This window comes from Pseudoalteromonas aurantia, from assembly GCF_005886875.1.
Classification (GTDB): Bacteria; Pseudomonadota; Gammaproteobacteria; order Enterobacterales; family Alteromonadaceae; genus Pseudoalteromonas; species Pseudoalteromonas aurantia_A.
Genome location: NZ_PNBY01000068.1, coordinates 1 through 24,114, shown reverse-complemented (window position 1 = coordinate 24,114; position 24,114 = coordinate 1). Strand labels below are relative to the sequence as shown.

Sequence of the window (24,114 nt, the reverse complement as noted above, 5' to 3'; positions counted from 1 at the left end):
TATTTAAAGCTTATTAAGCAGTCTCCTGCGGGGCCTCTCTTTGTTTTATTACCGCAACCAGTAAAGCCGGTAAGAATGTAAGGCTTAATAGTGTCGAGACTAAAATCCCGCTCAATACAATCACCCCCACACCACGGTATAACTCAGTCCCCTCGCCTGGGATTAACACCAATGGCGCTAACCCAAATAACGTCGTTGCCGTAGACATTAAAATCGGGCGTAATCGCTTAGCAACAGCTTGGTCGACAGCTTCTCGCACAGGCATAGCTTGATCAATAATAAAACGGCGTGTTTGATCTACAATCAAAATTGGATTGTTGACTACTGTGCCAAGAAGTATCAAAAAGCCAAGCATCGTGATCATGTCAAATGGTTGATGAAACGCAGTTAAGCCCAACGCTGTCAGAGCACCGTTAACCCCGTTTACTGTCACCAGTCCAAGTAATCCCCCAGCCATACCCAAAGGTACTGTCGCAAGGATAAATAATGGGTAACGCCAATGGGTAAATATCGCCACCAACAACAAATAACTCAGTACCAACGCAATCAAAAAGTTACCCGATAGTGCAGATTTAGTTGCTTCTAACTGATCAGCAGCGCCACTAATACTCACTTTGATCCCTTGCGCTATTTTACCTTGCTGCCATAAATTCGGGAGTAATTCCTGTCGTACAATCTGCTCTGCCGTTTCTAATGCAACATCGCGAGGAGGGATAATATAAACCGTCACGGTTCTGTTGCCATCGACTCGACGAACAGAATTACTATTTTTACTCTCGACCAAATCAGCTAACGCATTTAGCGGTAATACTTGCCCCTGTGGCGTAACAATCGGTGTTGTTTGCAGCTCTGTTAGGTTTTGACGATTTCCTGCACCACTAAACAAGAACATATCAACTTTGTCGTCGTTCAAGATAAATTCATCAACATACGCACCGTCACTCATAGCGGCCACTGCATAACCAAAGTCGCGATTATCTATCCCAAGTTCAGCAAGACGGTCCCAGCGCGGTTTAATTTCAATCAGTGGCTGCTCTAATGCAAGAGAACCAGGATCTGAATCAATTTGAGGGTTATCAAAGAGCCTATCAGCTTCTTTATAAACAGCTTCAGCCGCACTATAAAGCTCAATAATATCACTGCCTGCTATATCTACCGCAACTGCGCGTGTTCCACCGTCATTGCTCGATATAATTGAACCACGTGCTGAAAAGGCGCGCATACCGTCATAACTTTTAAACTTAGCAGTAATAGCCGCCATCATATCGTTTATATTTTGCGGTTCAACAGGTGCACTCAAGAACCAAATACGGCCAACCGACACCGACATAGAGTAATATTCTAGTGGCGGTAAATCTGTTTTACCTGACTCGTAATCACTGCTGTCAGCCTCTATATGCTTATCAAAATACGTTCTTAGTTCTGCACCAATTTTTTCCATTTCTGATAAATTATAGTTTGGTGGCGCAATCATCATAGAGAACGCTTTGGGCTCTTCCCCTTCAGGCAAGTATTCCGCTGCAGGCATTAAGGTATAAGCTAATCCTAATATAGCCACAACAAATGCAATACTAATAACGCGAGCTTGCTGTTGTGAGCGAGTAAATAGCTTAGACAACGATAACCACCACGTACCTAGTTCAAACTGACGCTTTTCATCTAAATCTTGTTTCTTTCCAAAATTTGCCAGTGCGACAGGCACCACAAAAATAGCAACCAACATTGACGCGATAATCGCACCTGAAATAGCAATGGCAATATCAGAATAAAGCTGTCCGGCCTCTTGCTGCACAAATAAGATTGGCGCAAATACCAATACAGTTGTCGCTGTCGATGCCAGTACCGCAGGCCATACTTCTTTCACACCTTTAATGGCTGCCAATCGTTTACTCAGCCCTTCGCGTTTCGCCTGTACAATCGATTCAAGCACCACAATGGTATTATCTACCGTCATACCAATTGCAAACGCAACACCCGCTAAGGAAATAACGTTAATCGTTCGACCAAAGCTCATCAAGGCAAAAAAGGCCGCGACTGTACATAACGGAATGCCCATTACCCCAACTAACGTCGCCCGGCCTGAGCGCAAGAAAAAGTACATCACAAGCGTCGCAAGCAAGGCACCCAACGCTAAGTTGGTCCACACATTTTGCAAAGAACTTTTCACATATTTGACGTCATCACTCATCAAGTTGAGCTCTAACCCATTTTGCGCCAATAACTGTGCATTAAGTTCAGCCACAACAGGTAGCATTTGCGCTTTAATTGCTAATACATTTGAGCCACTTTCACGTCGAACAGACAAACTCAACGTGCGTTCACCGTCAGAATAAGACATCCCACGGGTCTCAAAGTGATCAAGTGTAATACTAGCAACATCTTTTAATAAAATGTTGGCCGCACCAATACGCTTTACAATGAGGTTTTCTAATTGGCTGAGCTGCTCAAAACGCCCAACTACACGCAGTAAATAACGACTTTTACCACTTTCAATATCACCACCTGACGCATCTCTATTACGCGCCCTGATCGCAGTTCTTACATCAGTCAAACTAATGCCGCGCTGTGCTAAACGTGCCGCATCAACTTTGATTTGGATCTGACGCTGTGCTCCACCGCCAACTCTGACTTGCGATACGCCCGCGACACTCTCCATACGAGGGCGAACAAAATCTTCAGCAAAATCACGTAGTAAATCCACGTCTAATTGTAATGGGTTACCAGCCTGCGGTTTGAGTACAAAATACATAAACGCATTATTAGAAAACGAACTTGAAAAAAGCCTAGGTTGGTCCACATTCTCAGGGTACGCAGGTACCTGACTCAACGCATTATTTACCCTAATAAGTGCATCATTAACACCAACGCCAAACGGAAACTCAAGCTCAACGGTGGCTTCACCCATTTCAGCGTATGAGATCATACGTTTTAAATTAGGCAAACTTCTTAAATATCGCTCTTGTTCAATGAGTATTTCTTTTTCTACATCTTGTGGTGTTGCACCTGGCCAACCAGTTTGTACCGTTATGGTCCGCACTTCTAAATCAGGGATCATTTGTACCGGAATGTTAAGTGCTGAGATCACCCCCAAAATCGCCGAGATCAAAACAACGACCGTAACCAGCGTCCCTCGCTTTACAGCAGCTTCAATCATAGTTCATCACTCACTGTTGATTTTACCGAGAGCAACGTGCCATCTTTCAGTAACTCAACCCCAGAAACCACAATACGTTCAGACCCAGTCAGTCCTATTACCGAGACTTGCTCGCTCGTCGAGCCTACTACGGTTACCAAACTGCGTTTTGCACTGCCATTTTCTATAGAAAACACACTGCTCCCACCGTCAGGATGCTGTTTGATAGCCGACTTAGGTAACCATACTTTACTTTTAGAAGACGCTAAGAGAACTTCAGCACTTGCTGACATACCGGCAATAAACTCATGACTATATGTCTCGTTAGGTATGTCTATATGCGCAACAAAGGTACGGCTCATCGGATCAGCAACCCCCACAAGACGCGAAATTTGTGTGTTAATTGTATGGCTATTTTTTATATCTGCAGTGACCGCAGCAGACACCCGCTCTTGCGATGCAAAGTCGCTATAATACTCTTGTGGCACATCCAGCACTAAACGTAAATCAGATTGAGCCACCAAAGAGAAAACGCTATTTTGTGGCGTAACCCATTCACCTACATCCACACTTCTACTTGCGATCACACCAGTAAAAGGAGCATACAGCGTGTGGCGATTAACAATTTCTTTTGCTAAGGAAACCGCAGCCTGCTGCTTGACTAATTCGGCCTTGGTATTGGCTAAATTAGCGCGCCGTTCACCTATGAGTGTTTTAGCCACACTTTGCTGATCTGATAATGCCACTACTTCAGCCAATAAACGTTCAGCTTCTTGTTTTGCCACTGTTGCTGCTTGTAAGCTCGCTTTTGCTTGAGCCAACTCTAATTTAGCGAGCGTGTCGTCAAGTTGCAGTAACACCTCTCCTTTTTTTACTAAAGAGCCAACATCAACCTGTAAAACAGACACGGCGCCAGCTTCCAAAGAGGCTAAGCTTGCATCGCGTGTGGCTTCAATTGTCCCAGTCAATCGCATCACATCGGCTTGCTTATTTAATGACGGAATATATATATCAACCTCTGTGGTCTGAGCATAAACTTTTGACGCAACTAATGAAACACTGGCCAAAACAACACAAAAAACCGCACGTACAGCAAATTGCATAAAAACCTCTAATGATAATTATTTTCATTTAATTCTAAATAACTCACAAAATAAAACATCTCATTTGCGATAACTTACTAATAATGCCAGATATTAAGAAATTGGTTTATTTCTGACAGCGTATAAATATAAACGCTGGCCTTGTTGACAGCTTTTCATATGTTTTAGCACACATTGTTTGCACAACTGGGTCTACCTGCCCTCACTAAGAGCAGACACTAGTAAACCATTTTGCGTTATTGCCTGCATAATGCAGGTTAATGAACGTCTGTAAAAACGAACTTCTACTGGTGTACCAACCGTATCCCAGCGCTCAATAACCATTTGTGTCTCGAAATAGTTTTTTGCATGACGCATCTCAGATTTTGCACAAGGATGATGGGTAGAAAACACTATATATCCACCGGGCTTGAGTACTCTATAAACCTCTGCGAAAAACGCCGTCACATCCGACAAATAATGTAACATTAATGGACAAATGACCACATCCACACTTTGTGTTTTTTCATTTGGTAGGCCCAGCGCTAAATCTTGCTGATAAGCATGCACACGATCACCTAATGTGGAGCCAACCATAGCGAGCATTTCTGAAGAAACATCTATACACGTTACATGACTAGCACCTTTATCTAGAAGATACTGCGCATAAATCCCCGAACCGCAGCCTAGATCTAAGACCTTTAGCCCTTTAATATCCCCTATCAATGCCTGCAGTGATGGACGCTCATAATGTGCGTTATAAATATTGTGAGTAACTGACTCTGCATATTGTGCTGCGTGTGTTGTGTAAAGCTCTGAAGCCATATTTATACTCTTGTAAATGTTTTATATCAGTCATAAGACGGGTTGATATAAAAAATGAATTAATTACCGCTTGTAAGTTTCTAGAAAGTTTCGCCTCTTAAAGTATTCACATTCACTGAACACAGTGAGCAACGTACCAAGTATTAGGTACAACTTAGTTTACTTACTTTTAAGGAATATCACATGACTTTTATGAAATCTGCATACGCTGCTTGTCTACTAGCATGTTCAACACACACACTGGCTCAACAAGAGTCTTCTGATGTAACTTGGAGCTTAGGTATTGGAGCAATATCATCAGATCAAGGATACGTTGACGTTGGTACAGAAACCAACATCGTACCAATTGTTGGCATTCAGTACGGTAATTTTTCGTTACTAGGCCCACGTGCAAGCTACAAAATATTTACCAGTGACCAGTTCGAGATTTCAGCTATCGGTAATTTGCGTTTTGATGGCTATGAAGCAGCAGATGGTGACATATTTACGGGAATGGAAGACCGTGATATGAGCTTTGATGCGGGTATCGAAGCTGAAATAGACACCTCATTTGGAGAGTTTGGCCTCGGACTGGTACACGATGTAACCAGTACCCATAAAGGGTTTGAGTTAAGTGCCAGTTACGGGGTCCCGTTTATGTTTGAAAATGGCCGTGTTATGCCTTATGTCGCCGCGAACTATCAAAGTGAAGATTTAGCGGATTACTACTTTGGCGTACAACAAAATGAAGCAACCTCATCTCGTGCCTTTTACCAATTAGATGCCACAACCAATATTGAGATTGGGATCGGGAGCGATTGGATGTTTAATAACAAACACTATATTAAAGCAGACATTAGCTACGCTTCGTATGGCAGTGATATTAAAGACTCTCCGTTGGTTGATAAATCAGGTGAAGCACAAATTTTGGTTGGGTATGCTTATGTTTTTTAATAAAAAAGTTCAAATAAAACATTTATGTATTAGTGCGATAGGTTTGGGGTTAATTGGCTGTGATGCAAGTTCCGCCAATACCGAGCAAGTTGTTATAAGCCAACCAAGCTCAGTTATTGTATTTGACCACTCGGAGATTGCTACGCCAATTAAGACGATGCCAGAACATCATTTCTTTGGCAGAGTGCAAGGGGGAGAAAGTTACAACATGGCACTGTTTGTTGATGGCCGAATAGAGCGAGTACTTGTCAAAGAAGGACAAATTGTTAACTCTGGCGATGTTCTGGCTACATTGTACTCGCCAAATCTTGCTCAACGCGTCACATCACGTGAGTCTAGCTATGAAAGTGCTAAGGCAGTACTGTACCAAGCTAAAATACAACAGCAAAGAAGCAGCGAACTCGTTAGAAAGAAATTACAACCTAACGCCGTGCTGGATGATGCACAGCGGGCCTTAAAAGTGGCCACACAACAGGTCAATAATGCCCTTGCACAGCTTGAAGAAGCAAAAAACCAACAAAAAGAGACCCAATTACTGGCCCCACAAGCGGGCGTTATTGGTAAACTATATTCTCGCTCTGGTGACTATATTAGCGCGGGAGAAAATATAGTTCGATTCGAGTCTAGCGAAACACAAAAAGTGGTTTTTTCACTACCAGAACGCATTGCTATTTCGCTCCCTAAAACAAAAAATGTTCAAGTATCATTTCCGAGTATCAACATCACGACACAGGGTATCGTGACAGAAAAAAGTTTACCGAATTTGGGCCAACCAGCTCTATTTGAAGTCACTGTTACTCTGCCAAAAAGTAGTTATGAATATCTAGGTATAACAGCGCAACTGCATGTGCCTATTTCAAATGACAGACTTTACAAGGTATCACATTCGGCACTTCGCTATGATCAAAGCAATCGTGCCTATTTATTATCCGCAGCAGAAAACAATACACTCCCCGTATCTGTGATTGCTGTAGAAAAAGATGGGGTGTTAATTACGAGCAGTACTCCCCTACTTCAACCAATTAGCCGAGTGTCAGAGATCATTAATCCGCTGAACTTAGCCGCATTAGACAAGAGGTAACTTATGCCAACGCCAAATTCACATTGGTATTTCCAGCCACGATTAATTCTAGGCATTATTACCATTTTAGCGCTAACAGGCTTATTCAGTTGGCACTATGCAAATGAGCAAGAAGATCCAAGTTTTGCCTACCGAAATGGTATGATCTTGCTTTCAAACCCTGGAATGAGTATTGAGCAGCTTACCGATCAAGGTGTTCGGCCTATTGAACGAATACTGAGTGAAATTGACGAAATACACACATTTAGTGCGCGAATAAAGCAAGGTTATGCAAATATCGACATCGAACTCAAAGACAGTATTTATGACACCGATGTAATTTGGCAAAGAGTGAAGGACCGTACACGACAGGCTGCAAACCGAATGGGTGAAATAAACCTCTCTGTGCATGATCGCGTGCAAGATACACAAGGCATTGTACTGTCGGTGAATTCAGGCCAAGGGCTACTCGAAGATAGGCGTATGGCACTGGTTGTTCGTGATGAACTGCTAAAACTTGCCGATGTCAGAACTGCCAGCTTAATTGGTGCCCCTCAAGAGCAGCTTAGCGTCGCATACTCGTCACAGAGTATGCGTGAAACGGGCGTTTCCCCTATTGATATTGCACTTACCTTACAGCAAAGCAATGCTCAAACCAGCTTAGGTACTTTACAAAACCCTTCATTTACCACTGGCGTCAACTCACTTACTCGCCTTGATACATTAGAATCAGTTAAAAATATCCAAATCAGCATGCCCAATGGACAAAGTGTGCCCCTTTCTAGCATTGCTGATATCGCGTATCGCGCAGATCCGCAAAGTAACGAACAATTTTGGTATAATGGACAAAGAACCGTTGGCATAGCCCTTACTCTACCACCTGACTCTATTCGCGTCACTGAAACAGGGCGTTTGATAAGAAACAAGATCGATGAACTGAATCAAAGGTATGCACAAGCGAGTATCACTATTCATTTATTTCAACCTGATTGGACCCAAAAACGCCGTAGCTCTTTGCTTTCATCATTATTATATAGTTGCCTGGGTGTTGCCCTTGTTTTAATGTGTTTAATGACATTTCGTAGCGCACTTATTGTTAGCCTCTCTATTCCGGCCATTGCACTGTCTGCCATTGGTTTATTCGGCATGTTTGGCGGTGTGATCCATCAAATGACCATTGCAGGGTTGGTGTTATCGTTAGGGCTAATGGTCGATAATAGTATCGTTATGGCTGAACGAATTGTACACCACCTAGAGCGCGGTATGACACGTTCACACGCTGCCATCTCGGCCATAAAAGAGTTATATAAACCACTGGCAACAGCAACACTTACCACAATAGCCGCATTTGTACCCATGCTACTCTCAACAGGCGGTGTGGCTGACTTTATTGCAACGATCCCCATTTTAGTGATCATTTGCATTCTCTTCAGCTATGTCATTTCGTTATCTTTTGTGCCAATACTGAGTAAATTACTCGCCTACCAAGACAAGCCAACAAACCGCATCACGCGTATTTTTAACACGACAGGCGGACATATTGCACACGGCGCTTTAAATTATCCTAAAGCAACGCTCATGGTTAGCCTTTGTGTCATCACCTTGTTACTAAGCTTACCTGCGAGCAAAGGCGAGTTTTTCCCAAAAACCAATCGAGACCAAGCTTATGTTGACATTCAACTTCCTCTTGGCTCTTCGGTAAGTGAAACGACGAAAGTTGCTAATGGCATTGCTGATAAACTGAAAAATAATGACTCGATCACGAATACGTTCAGCTTTACAGGTAATTCTGGACCTCGTTTTTACTATAATTTGGTACAACAGCCAAATGAAAGCCACATAGCCCGCATTGTATTTGAAACCAAAGCAGACGTCGCTGTGGCTGACGTTGTAAACCGTCTTAATGACGAATTTAAAGTGCAATTTCCTAATTTCATCGTAACCGCGCATGAATTAGGGCAAGGCCCACCAATTGAAAGCCCAATAGAAGTGCGCGTTCTGGCTAACACAAACCAAAATGCGCTGGGTGCCGCAGAAGCATTATTTGCGTTACTTAATGAGCGCGTTGACACCAAGAGTGTAAGAAGAGCCTACGTACTAGGTAAGCCTGCACTGAACTTAGCGACAAACAAACAACAGTTACAAGTGAGCAATATTACAGAGCAACAACTCAGTCAATATCTTGCTTGGCAAACCACGGGACTTACCGCCACAACGTTAAATTACACTCTAGACCCAATTGATTTAGTTGTTGTAGTGCCGCAACCGGTAAATAATTCGACAGAGTTATTATCAACACAAATACTGACTGACACGAGACAATTTATTCCTGCATCTCTATTCCTTGAACAAAGCGTCGTTGGCATTCCCCCAGTCGCGGTGCGACAAGATGGATTTCATACTTTAACTGTTCTTTCTGATGTTGCAGAAGGTTATAGCGAGGAAGAGATCATTGAACAACTGCAGTTAAAAGCAAAAGTTTTAACTGAAGAATTTGGTGTTACTATCGAATTTGGCGGAGAAGCCGCAGAATCTGAGCAAGCAAATAGCGCATTATTGGTCGCAATGCCCGCTGGCATCGTATTGTTGTTTGTCGCACTGGTTTTGCAGTTCAATTCATACCGATTGAGTCTGGTGGTTATGTGTAGTATTCCACTGGGTGCGATTGGTGCGCCAGCGATGCTGTCTCTCGTTAATATTCCTTTTGGTTTTATGTCAATATTAGGGGTATTAGCGTTGGCGGGTATCGTGGTAAACACCGCCATCATTTTAATTGAAAGCACGCTTCAAGGAATAAAAAATGGATTACAGAGAAAAAAAGCAATCGCTGCGGCAGTAAATGAACGCTTTAGACCTATATTATTGACCACAATCACAACCATTATAGGTATGTTACCGCTAACCTCATCGCAAAGCCCACTTTGGCCTCCATTAGCGTGGGCTGTTATTGGTGGATTAATCACCTCTACCGCCTTGATGATGTTTATAATGCCTGTGGCGCTTAATTTACTGCTAAAACCAGTTAGAAATGACATACAAACACAGTAATGATTAGAATAAAGGACATAACCATGCGAGTGCTAATCACTGAAGATAACCAACAGCTTGCTGAATTTATTCAGCAAGCCATTATGCAAGATGGCCACGCAGCCGATATTGCTTTAGACGCAGCCACTATGTTTTACCAACTGTCTATCATGCAATACGACGGTATTGTTTTAGATTTAGGCTTACCTGACAAAGATGGCTTAGACGTGATAAAGCATTTACGCGCTAAAGGCATACCCATTCCTATTCTTATTTTGACTGCTCGCGGTGGTATAGATGACAGAATTAAAGGGCTTGACCTCGGTGCTGATGATTACCTCAACAAGCCATTTTCTATAGACGAGCTGAAAGCGAGGCTGCGCGCTTTGATGAGAAGACCTGTTGATTACTCAGGCAATGACTTAACCAGAGGCAATGTCACAATAGAAACCAAGTCTCGCCGTGTTACTGTTGACACTCAAAACCTCACCATGGGCAAAACTGAGGTTGCTATTTTAGAGTACATGTTAAAGCATGCAACATTAACAGTAAGTAAAGAGTCATTATTTGACGCCATTTATTCTATGGGGTTTGAAGTGACGGACAATGCCATCCAAGTGGCCATGCACCGTATTCGCAAAAAACTGGACCAAGCCGGTGCAACGACACAAATTAATACCATTCGCGGCATAGGATACATATTGGCATGATCCTCCATAAAAACTCGTTATCTTGGCGGCTCCTAAAGCACTTTTTATTAATTGGCGGTAGTGTTTTTTCATTAATTGCCGTTATTCTTTATTTTTTTTCAATCAATTTTGCCAATCTAGCGGTAGAGCAAAGTATGTTTGGAATGGCGGAAGACATTCAAACTAACTTAGAGTTTGACAATAGATCACAGCTAATTTACAAACCAGAACGAGTTGCAGAGCGATGGGGGTATGACGCACTTTACAATAATTTAGGGTTTCGTGTTATTGATTTATCGACGCAACAAGAGCTAGTTAGGTCTTTTGTAAACCCCAATATTACGACCATAATTGATACCTTGCCGGCTACGCTACCTGAAGGTTACTCACAAATTGCCGCGCGAAATGATACACATACCGACTTATTCAGAATAATATTTATACTTGATAACAAAAATCTTGCATTAGACTTAGCACGAAATGACTTATTAGGGGCACTCGCGAATGAAGCCGTTATGCCAGTATTAAGTCAGGTTGCCTCACTTACTATCGGTGCTGCATTTCTTGTCTTTGTTTGCGTCACTTTTATTTCAATTCGCGCCTTAGTTAGACCAGTTAAAAATGTCACCACGCAACTACTACAAATCAAACCTAATCAACTAGATAGACGACTTTCAACCACAGGTGTTCCCGCAGAAATTCTGCCGTTAGTATTAGGCTTAAACGAAGCAATGGAACGTGTAGAGCAAGGGTTTGAAGAACAAAAGCGTTTTGTCGCCAATGCAGCACATGAATTGCGAACTCCTCTGGCCATTTTATCTACTCGAGTAGAGCTCACTGAAATTCCGCCAGAGGTTGAGCCTGCGTTAATGGGCGACATTAAATATATGTCCCGAGTCATTGAACAGTTACTCGACTTATCACGTGCGCAAAATCAGGTTGGCTTTACCCATAGTTTGGTTGACTTAAAAGACATAGGTAAAGATGTATGTATGTTGCTGGGCCCACTTTCTGTGACTCATCAAAAAGAGCTTTCACTAGAAGTCATTGATCAATCATGTGATGTACTCGGCGATAAGGGTGCATTGATCATTTTAACCAAAAACCTACTAGAAAATGCCTTAAAATATGCCGATAAGCATGCTCAAGTACAGCTTATCATTACTAAAAATACCCTGAGTATAAAAGACTCGGGGCCTGGGATCAGTGAAGGTGACAGAGTCAAACTATTTGAGCGGTTCTGGCGAAAGGAACAATCAGCCTTAACTGGTAGTGGTCTGGGCTTATCAATCGTCAGTGAAATTGCCAATGCACATAATGCCGACATTGATGTGTTATGTAACAATGATTTAGGCGGTGCAACTTTTACCATAACATTCAATGCTATGCCATAAGGGGCAGGCAAATTACTCAACTTTAACCGCTAGATACCTGAAATATCGAGAATAGTGATTGACTGATAGAATAAGGCTTTTATAATCTCGTCAGGACTAAGCCCCTCAGGAATGGGGGGTAATTTTGATAATATATAAGGATGCGTATGTCGTTTTTCAAAAAAGTATTGGGTACTGTAGGCATTGGTGCAGCAAAGGTTGATGCAATTTTAGAGTACAATCAAATCGCGCCAGGCGAAGAAATATCAGGCACAGTTAAAATTGTCGGTGGCAAAATAGAGCAAGAAATCAATAAAATTGATTTGAATGTTGTTTGTAATTATACCGTTGAAAAAGAAAATGATGATGGTGAGTCGGTTACCATCAACAAAAACCACACTCTCGCAAAATACCATATCAACGAAAGCTTCACGATTTCTCCTTCAGAAGAAAAATTGATCCCTTTTGCATTTGACTTAGCGCTAGAAGCGCCAATCACAGTGGGACAGTCAAGAACTTGGTTAACAACCAACCTAGACATTGATATGGCACTCGACAAATCTGATAAAGACTTTATTCACGTCACGCCAACTGAATTACAGCAAGCAGTGATAGACAGTTTAGAAGAGTTAGGGTTTAAACTGTATGAATCAGATTGTGAAGGCATTGAATCAGCCTCATTTTCACGCTTACCATTCGTACAAGAATTGGAATTTAAAACCATTTCTGGCGATTTCCACGGCCGCTTTGATGAAGTTGAAATAGTGTTTTTTAACCGAGGTGAGCAGCTCGAAGTAATTTTTGAGATTGACCGTAAGGCTAAAGGCTTAATGGGCTTCTTTGCGGAGGCACTTGATTTAGATGAATCAAACGCACGACTGGTTGTTACTGAAGACGACATTGAGGACTTAGAAGATCATATCTATACTATTTTAGAAGCTAACAGTTAAATCGAATGTTAGCTTAATACCAATCCCATCGATTACAAGGTTGTAATGTAGTTGGTATAAGATACATATTCTATTGGTAATTAATGATTATAAGGAACGTAATGAAAAAACCATCTTTTTTAATATGTATAGCTTCGGCTATCGTCCTCACTGCTTGTGGTTCTGACAATCAAGTTGATACTAACCCGCTATGCGACGATGATGATGTAATTGAACTCGTTGATGAAATTGTTAAAGACGAAGCCAAATCACAACTGTTTGAAGCCATGCTGAAAAAAGCAGGAAAGTCCGGCGAAATAACTTACCAGCAAGCAGTCGACGTTGCAGGTCGTTCAGCTGAACTTGATGGCGTAATAGCATTGGTCAACGAAACCATTGATCAGCAGCAGCTAATATACTCTAACATCTCGATGTCAGAACAAGACTTAGATCTACACAAAGTGTGGTGCAGTGCCGGTATGGGTGCAGAAGGCAAAAAACCAGCCATCATAAATTATACCGCGCTACACACAGCTGAAGACGTTGAAGTTTACGTTACTTTTTAAACATAAACACATAATTAGAAGGCCAGCGCTAACCAATAAAACTTTATAGCCTAGCTTAATGCTAGGCTGTAAATATTAATAAAAGATCTGCAATTAGTACTCACCCCTTTAGTAACCCCCCACAGCATAAAGTAATACCCAAAAAACACCTCACCATAAAATAAAATCGAAATAGGCTGACCACTTATGAAAAGTAACTAACTTCAGGTTTGGATAAAGTTTTTGGAATAGAAAATGTTATTAAATAATTTACGTAAAATCTAATGATGATGTTTTTCTCAATATCAAGGCACTTTTATGCAGTAATCGCGGGCTATTACAAATGAAAGCAATGCCGAGAGTGAGAAAAATAGCTTTATTGGGCAAATTCGCTTATCCAGAGCTGAGGTTAACTATAGAGTTAAACAATGTTATTTAATTGGCTTACTGCCACAGAGGAAAATAATTTTTAAAAATATAAAGCCTGAATGAAAAACAATTATTAAATTAAAAAATCTATATAACATTCGCGTTAGTCGCAACGAAATCATGTGTTATGACATTACAGCTATTTTTTGTCATTATACAATGTCATTTAAACGGGTTATATAAAAAAGGCCAAGCATATACTTGGCCTTTTTGAAATATTTATTGCAGCTAATAAGTCACGCTAACCTTATCTGACTTTATCACAATAGAGCATCCCATTTTTATAGCGAGAATGTTCGCGCCAAAGAGAAAACTATACGTTCATCTGCACTGTCATAATCTAAACTGGTGTTTTCTGCTGCTATTTCTAAGTTAAAGCCTTCGATGACCGTTTGGTACGCTAAGCGGTAATGATAATAAGATTTATCGCCCGCATCCCACATATATTTGTCACCATCTAATGAATTAGAGACATCAAAGCTTGCACGCAAAGTATGGCCTTCAGCTATTTCAATACTGTGCGCAACCATACCGATAACATGCTTTGCTCCCGAGCCAAAGTAATCCCAACTATACCAGACGTTAAATTCAGTGTGCCCCAGCTCGTTAGCAAAGCCAATCTTAGTATACGCTTCAAAGTAATTGCCATCACTAGAATTGCTGTCGCCATGATAGCTGTAATACGCTAGGCCATAGTCCACACTCCAATGGTCATTTAATGTGACATACTTACCCACATAAAAATCCCATTCAAGGTTCGTGTCATCAGCAAAATCCACTGTTGAAGCCCAAGAACCTGCATACATCCCATCATCAAAAGCATAATCTAAACTGCCTTGCAGTGCAGGGTCGTTTTGCGTTTGACTCACACCATTAAAGGTATAATCTGATGCACCAGTCACGGTTGTCGACCAATCGGCCATTGCATGGGTAGAAGCCAGCGTAAGCGCAGTAAAAATAATTTTTTTCGTTGTTGTCATAATAATGGTTCCTTAGCTAGCTGTTTCAATTTTACTGTAATCAATTGTGTTATCTTGTGGCGAACTCTCTATTCGTCTCACTGCATTAAACTTACCGTACCCTATGTATAGAGCACAGGATAGGAATAAACCAATGACCAATGCACCGACCCATTGGATTTGGATGAATTCAAGCTTAAATAATAGTGTTAATAATGATAATGCGACAATATTAAAAATCATATAATTACGCATACCTAACCGCTTTACGGTGAGGTTCAAGTTATCAGTGTAAAGGCGGATCAAGGAATCAAGCGAGTTGATCACAAACACCACGCCAACAAACACCATCGCAAAGTTTTTAATACCAGTAGTTGAAATTCCAGCTTCGTGGTAGTGGTAAAGTACACCAAACCACAGTGCAATCGGGATTGATGGGAATATCAACATTGCGCCAAGTACTTGATAGGTTTTTAACCCCCCCACAAAACGAGAAGTGAATTGACCAATCATAATACTCCAAGCGAACCACCAAAATAGGTAGAACTCATGATAGTCATTGAGCGGTAAAACAAACTGCTCAATATTGGTAAAATATTCACCAATCAAACCGAGTTGACCGATAAAGTCAACAACAGAACTATCATCAAATATGAATACTGCGCTCCACATGAATACAATCAAGGCAATAAACAACCACGTAGTAGCAACGCTTAAAAAGCGCACATACTTCAAACTTGTGCTTGAATAGACCGCAAAGCATATCGCTGCAAAAACCAATACATAAAATGCAGGGATAACTGTACTGCCATCTCCAAGCTCTGGTAAATACCAAGGTAAGTTAGACAATAAGAGGTAAGCAGTAAACGCACATGTGCCAATAATGATCACGTTGTTCAGTAGTTTCACCCAAGGTATTTCAAAAAATTTAACCTTAGGTTCTATTACGCAGAAATAAAAACAGGTAAGGAAGTAAAACCCCCAGATCAGAAAACCCCAATAGCCAAATTCAATGGCCAACGGATTTGCAAAAGCATACTCTGGGCTTGCTTTTATGTCTGCGTAACCCGCAAACTCAGTCAATGGAAACATAATTAACCCAACATCAAGGCCGGATGTAAATAAGATAGCGATAAAGGTAAATGTTTTTACAGGCGTTACACCTATACACTGTAAATTACCCCATTTATACAAAATCATTACGATTGCTAAAAGGGTGAAAATGATACCTATACTAAGCCATAAGGTCATTGTCACCCTCCCAAAACAAATAAAAGTAACTCATTGTTTCTCCGTTATTATTTTGCTTGCGTCAATACTTTATTGTTGAACTAAATCACTTCAGCATAGGTAACCTATTTACCCGTACGCCACCACAAGCACTGCTTGACTTACCTCGCCAAGCAGCTGGCAAATTCATTTAACCTCTGTAATTACAGCTCTGAGCTGCGTTGTACTTTCTCCCATTTATCCCCAATAGCGACATTCGCATTAAGGCTTGGTAATAGCGGGTTACCTAAAATATGGTCTGCTGCTTTCTCTGCCACCATAATTGTCGGTGCATTTAAATTGCCATTAGGAATAGTCGGAAAGATAGACGAATCAACAATCCGTAAGCAATCAATGCCATGTACTTTTGTATGTGAGTCAACCACCGCCATACCATCTTCACCCATTTTGCATGAGCATGAAGGGTGATAAGCACTTTCCACAGCTTGGCGAACAAAAGTGTCGATTTGTTCATCAGTTTGAATATGTTTACCCGGCTGAATTTCGCCATCACGGTAATCATCAAAAGCACTTTGCTCGATGATCTCTCTGGTCAGGCGCACACACGCCCTAAATCCTTCAATATCAGCTTGGTCTTGTAAATAATTAAACTGAATTTTAGGTGGGACATCAGGGTCGTTTGAAGCAATGGTTACCGCTCCGCGACTATTTGGCTTATTGTGGCCAACATGCACCTGAAAACCATGACCGGAAAAAGCACTTTTGCCATCATAACGAATGGCAGCAGGCAAAAAGTGGTATTGGATATCAGGCCATTCAACGCCCGGTTTTGAACGAATAAACGCGCATGATTCAAAGTGGTTCGTTGCACCTAAGCCACTTTTGTTTAGTAGCCATCGGGCACCAATCATGCCTTTTGAGAACAGCCCAAGTTTGCCATTTAAAGTGATCGGCTGCTTACATTTGTATTGAAAGTAGAACTCTAAATGATCCTGCAAATTTTGACCTACTCCCGGTAGGTCATGCTGTAGTTCAATACCCGCTTTGCTCAGCACATCTTTATCACCAATGCCTGACAGTTGAAGTAAGTGCGGCGAACCAATTGGCCCAGCACTTAAAATAACGTCTTTTCTTGTAGTGGCAACCTCAAGTTTATTGCCAACTTTATATTCAACCCCAGTGGCACGTTTATTTTCAATTATAACTCGCTGTGCCTTCGCACCAGTCACTATGGTGAGGTTCTTTCTTGATTTAATCGGATCTAAATATGCACGGCTAGCTGAGCAACGACGGCCATTTTTCACCGTCATGTGCATAGGACCAAAGCCTTCTTGTTGCGCGCCATTATAATCATTGGCTTTCGCATAGCCGGCTTGTTGGCCTGCCTCAATAAACACGCGGTATAGTGGGTTTTCCATTTCATTACCGTTGTTTATGCCAAGCGGCCCCTGTGAACCGCGATACTCAGTGTTGCCTAAATACCACGATTCCGCCTTTTTGAAGTAAGGCAAACATGCTTGATAATCCCAGCCTTGTGCACCATGCTGTTGCCATTCATCAAAATCTTTTGCATGACCACGCACATACACCATGCCGTTGATTGAAGAAGAGCCACCGAGTACTTTTCCGCGTGGGCAGTGCATTTTTCGGTTATCTAGATACGGCTCCTCTTCAGTATGAAACTGCCATGCATACTTATCTGAATTCATTGGAATAGACAGTGCGGTGGGCATTTGAATAAAAATACTCTTATCGCTTCCACCCGTCTCAAGTAAGAGTACCTTATGCTGGCCACACTCACTCAAGCGGTTTGCAAGTACGCAACCCGCAGAGCCTGCGCCGACAACTACATAATCAAATTCTTCGGTCATATTATCTCTCTTAAAACGGGCTATCGATTTTGTCCATGCCTACATACACAGATTTTGTTTGAGTATAATTATCGAGTGTTTCAACCCCATTCTCTCGACCGATCCCAGAGTGCTTATATCCACCTACTGGCATTTCTGCTGGTGAATTACCATAAGCATTGATCCAACAAATACCTGCTTTTAGTTGGTGAATAACGCGGTGCGCGCGCTGAATGTCTTTAGTAAATACCCCAGCGGCTAAGCCTAAATGGGTGTCATTGGCACGCGCTATTACCTGCGCTTCATCATCAAATACTAAAATGCTCATTACAGGCCCAAAGATCTCTTCTTTAACTATGGTCATCTCGTCAGTGCAATCTATAAACACAGTTGGCGCAACAAAATAGCCATTCGGTGCAGACTCAGGTGACAAAGCCTCGCCACCAGTTAATAACGTTGCGCCTTGATTCAATCCAGTTTGAATATAATCGAGTACGAGCTGTTGATGCTTAGCAGAAATGAGTGCCCCCAAATTAACCCTTGGATCTAGCGGATCACCTGCGATAATATTGTGTTCAATGCGAGATTTTAACTCTTGGGTAAACTGCTCATACACATCACGTTGCACAAAGACTCGAGTACAATTGGTACATACTTCACCTTGGGTATAAAAATTACCTAGCATTGCCGCACTGACAGCTTCACTGATATCAGCATCGTTAAAAACAAGTAATGGAGATTTGCCACCTAATTCCATCGTGACGTCTTTGAGTGTACTTGCCGCACTGGCCATCACTTTTTTACCCGTCCCCACTTCACCTGTGAATGACACTTTTTCTATCTCAGGATGCGCCGTTAGCCACTGACCAACTTCAGCCGCCCCTTGTACTACATTGAAAACACCTTCAGGTACTCCCGCCTCAATGAATATCTCAGCGAGCTTTAATGCACCTAGCGGTGTTTCTTCTGATGGTTTAAACAATAAAGCATTACCCGCAGCAAGTGCAGGACCTGATTTCCAACAGGCTATTTGTAAAGGGTAATTCCACGCCCCTATCCCAGCACAAACTCCCAAGGGCTCTTTGCGCGTATAGTAAAAATCATTACCAACCATCTGCTGCTGCCCAACTTGCGCTGGGGCAAGCCCTGCGAAATACTCAATGACATCGGCACCTGTTTGTACATCGACACACTCTGCTTCTTGCCATGGTTTACCTGTATCTAATACTTCAATTTTAGCCAACTCATCGTTTCGCGTTCTAAGAAGTTGAACCGCTTTTAGCAATATACGACTGCGCTCAATGGGCGTCATAGCAGACCATACGGAAAACCCAGATTTAGCACTATTGATTGCAGCTTCTTGCACTGATTCATCAGCAACTTCAACTTGATAAATGACTTCACCCGTTGCGGGATTTATCACGTCAAAACATTCACCAGATTGATTGGCAACATAACGGCCGTGAACAAAGTTTTGATAAATGGGGGTTGTTACAGAGGTGGCCATTTTAAGCTCCATATTGCTGAATGAGTGATTTAACGTATTGTTTTGCGAGTTGCTCGCTATGATTAAACTGATCTTTATTCGACTGACTAAGCACAGCCCGTAGCCACAGCCCATCGATCATCGCCGCACTCAACTGTGCAGCCTGTGTCGCATGTTCTTTCGGTAACAGTTGTTTAAAAGAGAAGGCTAAGTTGCTCGTTAAACGCTTGCTATTTACATTTTGCAAACGGTGTAACTCTGCATCGTGCATCGACTGAGCCCAAAAGCTCAGCCAAGTTCGCGTGGTATCTGCGCGTTGTTGTACCAACGCAAAATTGGCTTCAATAATATACATCAGTCTTTGTTCAGGTAAGGTAGACTCATCAACTTGCGCTAACAAAGACTGCTTTAAGCTCGATAATAAGTGCCTAACTGTTGCTTCAATTAACCCTTGTTTTCCACCAAAATAATGACTAATAATCCCTGAGGACAATCCTGCCTTTTTACTAATACTATTTATCGTTGTTCCTTGTAAACCCAGCTCCCCGACTGACGCAATAGTTGCATCAATAAGTTGCTGACGGCGCACAGGCTCCATTCCAACTTTAGGCATGTTTTTATTAATTGAACGTTCAATATAAAATAAATGTTAACCAACGCAGCTAACTTTTTCAAGTTTAATAGCCTATTAAAAGTTCAAACCCGACCAACAAATCACACTAAGGCATTGAATTAAATAAGTTAAATGCAAATCATATATTCTTGCATTATTTTTAACTTACTAGGAGATGTTGATCTTTCAGATCCATTTTCCCAGCAGTTTGCTTGACTTTTATACAAGGCAGTGGCTGCGTAGCATGGTTATTCCATGTGGATCAGCCGATAACATAGTTGGAAGGCCAATCAAGCGCTGCCTACCGGTTTTTCTGTGTGGCCCTTTTTCCTTGTTGCTTAATATACGCTTAGATTACTAGGCCACACATTAAGCGCCGTGATAAAAACTCGCCAAACAGAACAAAAGTAGAACAGCAGAGCTCAACTGCCCCTACAAATGTAACAATCAATAATTTAATTAGTATGAATATGAAGCTAATTAGACGAATTAAATTTGCGGCTTACTGAAAGTGTATTAAGTAAACTAGGTTATTCTTTTGCCATTTTTAATTCATTAAAACGTTTTTCCCTACGGCATCGAACGGAGCAATACCGTACCTCAGACCAGACGTTTTCCCACTTTTTTCTCCAACTAAAACTTAACCCACATGTCACACAGATCTTACTCGGTAAATCTGCTTTTTTAACTCGCTTATTTCCACGTTGCATTGGGAGTCCTGTGTTAATATTATCTTATAGATTTTATACAGCCTGCGGGCCTGACTCTCATATAAGATGCCCACTTAGACTGCGCGTTATCTCGATTTAACTTGTACGTGACGCGCCAGTATCCGCGCACCTTCTTTCCTTACAGCTCCACTTTTTTGCCACCGCCACAAAACGTCACGCGCCACCCTACCGGTCTCAACAATATCAACAATCGGCTTTGGATAATCCACGCCTAATTGCACTTGGTACATTGCTTGTTCCATCGGTGTTAATAACCAAGGGGTATGTATCAATTCATTTGGCAACTCAGCAAGTTCAGGAACATACTCACGAATAAAAATGCCGTCTGGGTCTTTTTCTTGCGATTGTTTGACGGGATTGTAAATTCGCAATGTATTAATGCCTGTCATACCTGATTGCATTTGGAATTGCGCGTAATGGATCCCCGGTTCAAAATCTAGAAACAGTCTTGCTAAATGAGGCGCCCCCCAGCGCCAATCAAGTTGTAAATGATGGCACAGAAAACTCACTAACATCGCACGCATTCTAAAATTCACATACCCGGTTTTATGGAGGGCCCGCATACATGCATCGACCATAGGGTAGCCGGTATACCCTGTTTTCCAGGCTTCAAAATGCTGCAATGCGCTGTCATCATTTTTGTAGGTAAATGAACCATAAGCGCGATTTAGAGGCTGGTATTCAATAGAGCATTCTGACTCGAACTTTTGTACAAAATGACAATGCCAATGGAGCCTTGATGAGAGCGCTATAAGTGATTTTCGCCACCCTTTTTGATCCCAGTTCGCCAAAACCGTTTGGTAAAACTCACGTAAACTGATGTTACCCCAAGCAAGGTAAGCAGACATTCGCGAGCACGCTAAGCGGCTTAAGTCAGGGCTCGATAGATGAAAAGCATAAGACTGACCACGCTCTTGAAAGAAGCTATTTAATACCCGCCATGCGTTTGCTGTGCCACCACTTTGAAAATGCGTGTCTGTTGCTCGCCACGCAAGAGGTGCTTTAAATACAGGAAGCAGCTCTAATTTATCGGGTTGAGGTCTTAACCAATGGACCCGCAACGTATCAATCGGAGAAATAGTGGCTCGCATGGTTTTTTGCCAACTTTTGTCCCAATCAAGCCGGTTGGTTATACCACGACGTACCGCGCCTGTTTCAAACTCAGACCAGGTCACCTTATTTTCTGTGCACCACTGCTTTATAAGCAAATCCCTGTCAAAAGTCACCCCTAAACCCACTTCTTGATGACTCCAAATTGTAGTGAGTTGCCAGTATTGGTTTAACTGTTCAAAACACTCCAATGCTGAACCGGACAACACAGTGACAGTTACATCAGCTAATTGGCAGTTCATATCCTCAATTGACTGATGAACAAAACGCCAGTGCCTGATGTCATAATGAGGGTCACCTAATAATTCGGGTTCGACAATATAAAGCAGTAAAACGGGTAAACTAGAGCACATTGCCTGCTGTAAAGGGGCATGATCACTCAGCCGTAGATCGCGCTTTAACCACACCACATTAATACTTTGCTTCTTGAATGGTCTCGTATCATTCACGTGTAATACCCCTACTTTTATCGCCATAAGGCATTTGCGATAAAACCTTCTATAAAATAAATAATACGTTTTGCTGTAAAATTTAGATTAGTTTTTATAGAGATAAACTAATGCAGACAGTGCGCTTTTTGATACATAATGTCGTATAACGAGTCAAATAAATAACACAAATAGAGTACCCATCATGCACAGTGACAAAGGAAAAAAAGTACCTGCCACTAAACTCGCGAGACTTTCAAAGTTAGGGCAACTAGTCACACAGGTCACCGGTAATGTTGCATTAGAAGGTATGAAGCAATTGTCACAGGGTGAAAAGCCAAAGCTCTCCAATCTCATAATGCACCCAAATAACATCAAAAATGTAGCAGATAAACTCGCACAAATGCGTGGAGCAGCCATGAAATTAGGACAACTCATTTCAATGGATACAGGTGACTTACTACCCAAAGAGTTAAGCGCCCTATTAAGTCAACTGCGTTCCAATGCACGGCCTATGCCTAATAAGCAACTACTGCAAACATTAAAAGAAAATTGGGGAGACAATTGGTTAGATAACTTTAGTCATTTTGAACTAAGTCCGTTTGCATCAGCATCAATTGGCCAAGTTCATCTCGCGTATGATGATCGAGGGACTAAGTTGGCCATAAAAATTCAGTACCCAGGCGTACGTCAATCAATTGATGCCGATGTAGATAACGTGGCTAAAGTGATAAAGCTCTCAGGGTTACTACCAAAGCATATCGAAATGGATAGCCTGCTCCAAGATGTTAAAACCCAGCTAAAAATAGAGTCTGATTACCTTCAAGAGTCTAAGTACCTAAGCAGGTATGCAGAACTATTAAAGGGCAATGAAAACTTCATTGTTCCTAACCTTTACCCTAAGCACATTACGCAAAATATTTTACCCATGACGTTTGTTGATGGCGTTGAAATAGACAAAGCACTCGCTGAGCCACAAGAGGCCAGAAATCGTATGGTACGGTTGTTAATTGAGTTATTTTTCAAGGAGCTTTTTAGCTTCAAACTGATGCAAACTGATCCTAATTTTGCTAACTATTTATACCAATCTAGCGGTCAAAAAGTCGTTTTGCTCGACTTTGGCGCTACCCGCGAAATATCATGTGATATAAGCGAAGGTTATTTAGCATTAATAAACGCTGCCTGTGAGAAAGACACGGATAAAATAAGACGAGCCGCGATGAAAATTGGTTTCTTTAAACAAGATATTGAAGAAGACTACTTTGACCAAATCGCCACTATTTTTTCACTTGCGACTGAGCCCCTTCAATACGATGGCGTATATGATTTTTCAGCCTCGAGCCTAGCTCAACGAATTCAGCATGCGGGGCAGTCGATTAATAATAGAAAAGATCAATGGCATACACCGCCTGTAGATGCACTCTTCATTCATCGTAAATTAGCAGGATTATATTTATTAGCCGCAAAACTGGAAGCCAAGGTCAATGTTGCTGAGTTATTTAAACCTTACCTATCAACAAATGAAGACGACAGTCTCTCAGTTAAACAAAGCAGTGATGAAGGTATTTAGATAAAGGGGTTTAACGAGATGCCTTTTTAGCGGTAAGCCATGCCGCTATTTTTTTTTCAAATTTAGGAATAGTCGCTACGGCCACACTCACGCATAACAAATAAGGATAGGT

General features: G+C 41.7%; 18 protein-coding genes. 8 read left to right on the top strand and 10 right to left on the bottom strand.

Features of this window, described 5'->3' with window-relative positions; all coding sequences use genetic code 11:
* Window positions 1–13: 13 nt before the first annotated feature.
* The 3 genes from CWC18_RS13975 to CWC18_RS13965 form a co-directional block, all read right to left on the bottom strand.
* Window positions 14–3,154 carry an efflux RND transporter permease subunit gene (locus CWC18_RS13975; protein WP_138675495.1) on the bottom strand — a complete coding sequence of 1,047 codons (3,141 nt, stop codon included), beginning with the start codon at window positions 3,152–3,154 and terminating at the stop codon, window positions 14–16.
* Window positions 3,151–4,236 carry an efflux RND transporter periplasmic adaptor subunit gene (locus CWC18_RS13970; protein ID WP_138675494.1) on the bottom strand — a complete coding sequence of 362 codons (1,086 nt, stop codon included), beginning with the start codon at window positions 4,234–4,236 and terminating at the stop codon, window positions 3,151–3,153. Before CWC18_RS13970 ends, CWC18_RS13975 begins: the two co-directional genes overlap by 4 nt.
* A gap of 192 nt (window positions 4,237–4,428) precedes the next feature.
* Complete coding sequence (locus CWC18_RS13965) at window positions 4,429–5,040, bottom strand: class I SAM-dependent methyltransferase (protein ID WP_249348204.1); 612 nt, start codon at window positions 5,038–5,040, stop codon at window positions 4,429–4,431.
* Window positions 5,041–5,223: 183 nt separating this feature from the next.
* On the opposite strand from CWC18_RS13965, the gene CWC18_RS13960 reads away from it, so the two are divergent.
* The 7 genes from CWC18_RS13960 (at window position 5,224) to CWC18_RS13930 (ending at window position 13,617) form a co-directional block, all read left to right on the top strand.
* On the top strand, window positions 5,224–5,973 hold the full coding sequence (locus CWC18_RS13960; RefSeq protein WP_138675493.1) for a MipA/OmpV family protein: 750 nt from the start codon (window positions 5,224–5,226) through the stop codon (window positions 5,971–5,973).
* A complete protein-coding gene (locus tag CWC18_RS13955) occupies window positions 5,963–7,054 on the top strand; it encodes an efflux RND transporter periplasmic adaptor subunit (RefSeq protein WP_171041115.1) in 1,092 nt (363 codons plus the stop codon). The genes CWC18_RS13960 and CWC18_RS13955 overlap by 11 nt, the downstream gene beginning before the upstream one ends.
* A 3-nt stretch (window positions 7,055–7,057) precedes the next feature.
* On the top strand, window positions 7,058–10,081 hold the full coding sequence (locus CWC18_RS13950; RefSeq protein ID WP_138675491.1) for an efflux RND transporter permease subunit: 3,024 nt from the start codon (window positions 7,058–7,060) through the stop codon (window positions 10,079–10,081).
* A 23-nt stretch (window positions 10,082–10,104) separates the two neighbouring features.
* On the top strand, window positions 10,105–10,770 hold the full coding sequence (locus tag CWC18_RS13945) for a response regulator (RefSeq protein ID WP_138589540.1): 666 nt from the start codon (window positions 10,105–10,107) through the stop codon (window positions 10,768–10,770).
* Window positions 10,767–12,143: a sensor histidine kinase gene (locus tag CWC18_RS13940; protein WP_138589541.1), complete on the top strand. Its 1,377-nt coding sequence runs from the start codon at window positions 10,767–10,769 to the stop codon at window positions 12,141–12,143. The genes CWC18_RS13945 and CWC18_RS13940 overlap by 4 nt, the downstream gene beginning before the upstream one ends.
* 146 nt (window positions 12,144–12,289) lie before the next feature.
* Window positions 12,290–13,072 carry a sporulation protein gene (locus CWC18_RS13935; RefSeq protein WP_138589542.1) on the top strand — a complete coding sequence of 261 codons (783 nt, stop codon included), beginning with the start codon at window positions 12,290–12,292 and terminating at the stop codon, window positions 13,070–13,072.
* A gap of 101 nt (window positions 13,073–13,173) precedes the next feature.
* A complete protein-coding gene (locus CWC18_RS13930) occupies window positions 13,174–13,617 on the top strand; it encodes a hypothetical protein (RefSeq protein WP_138675490.1) in 444 nt (147 codons plus the stop codon).
* Window positions 13,618–14,306: 689 nt separating this feature from the next.
* On the opposite strand, the gene CWC18_RS13925 is transcribed toward CWC18_RS13930, so the two are convergent.
* The 7 genes from CWC18_RS13925 to CWC18_RS13895 form a co-directional block, all read right to left on the bottom strand.
* A complete protein-coding gene (locus CWC18_RS13925) occupies window positions 14,307–15,005 on the bottom strand; it encodes a TorF family putative porin (protein WP_138592955.1) in 699 nt (232 codons plus the stop codon).
* A 12-nt stretch (window positions 15,006–15,017) separates the two neighbouring features.
* A complete protein-coding gene (locus tag CWC18_RS13920; RefSeq protein WP_138592954.1) occupies window positions 15,018–16,235 on the bottom strand; it encodes a BCCT family transporter in 1,218 nt (405 codons plus the stop codon).
* Window positions 16,236–16,417: 182 nt separating this feature from the next.
* Complete coding sequence (gene betA / locus CWC18_RS13915) at window positions 16,418–18,085, bottom strand: choline dehydrogenase (RefSeq protein ID WP_138675489.1); 1,668 nt, start codon at window positions 18,083–18,085, stop codon at window positions 16,418–16,420.
* Window positions 18,086–18,095: 10 nt separating this feature from the next.
* Window positions 18,096–19,571, bottom strand: coding sequence for a betaine-aldehyde dehydrogenase (gene betB, locus CWC18_RS13910; RefSeq protein ID WP_138592952.1), 1,476 nt, complete (start codon window positions 19,569–19,571; stop codon window positions 18,096–18,098).
* 1 nt (window position 19,572) lies between these two features.
* Complete coding sequence (gene betI, locus CWC18_RS13905) at window positions 19,573–20,148, bottom strand: transcriptional regulator BetI (protein ID WP_171041116.1); 576 nt, start codon at window positions 20,146–20,148, stop codon at window positions 19,573–19,575.
* A gap of 545 nt (window positions 20,149–20,693) precedes the next feature.
* On the bottom strand, window positions 20,694–20,873 hold the full coding sequence (locus CWC18_RS13900) for a DUF2256 domain-containing protein (protein ID WP_138592951.1): 180 nt from the start codon (window positions 20,871–20,873) through the stop codon (window positions 20,694–20,696).
* A gap of 86 nt (window positions 20,874–20,959) precedes the next feature.
* Window positions 20,960–22,453 (bottom strand): cryptochrome/deoxyribodipyrimidine photo-lyase family protein, encoded by a 1,494-nt coding sequence (locus CWC18_RS13895; RefSeq protein ID WP_349304805.1) that lies wholly within the window; start codon window positions 22,451–22,453, stop codon window positions 20,960–20,962.
* A 184-nt stretch (window positions 22,454–22,637) separates the two neighbouring features.
* Between CWC18_RS13895 and CWC18_RS13890 the strand changes: the two genes are divergently transcribed.
* A complete protein-coding gene (locus tag CWC18_RS13890; protein WP_138675487.1) occupies window positions 22,638–24,002 on the top strand; it encodes an ABC1 kinase family protein in 1,365 nt (454 codons plus the stop codon).
* The last annotated feature ends 112 nt before the right edge of the window (window positions 24,003–24,114 follow it).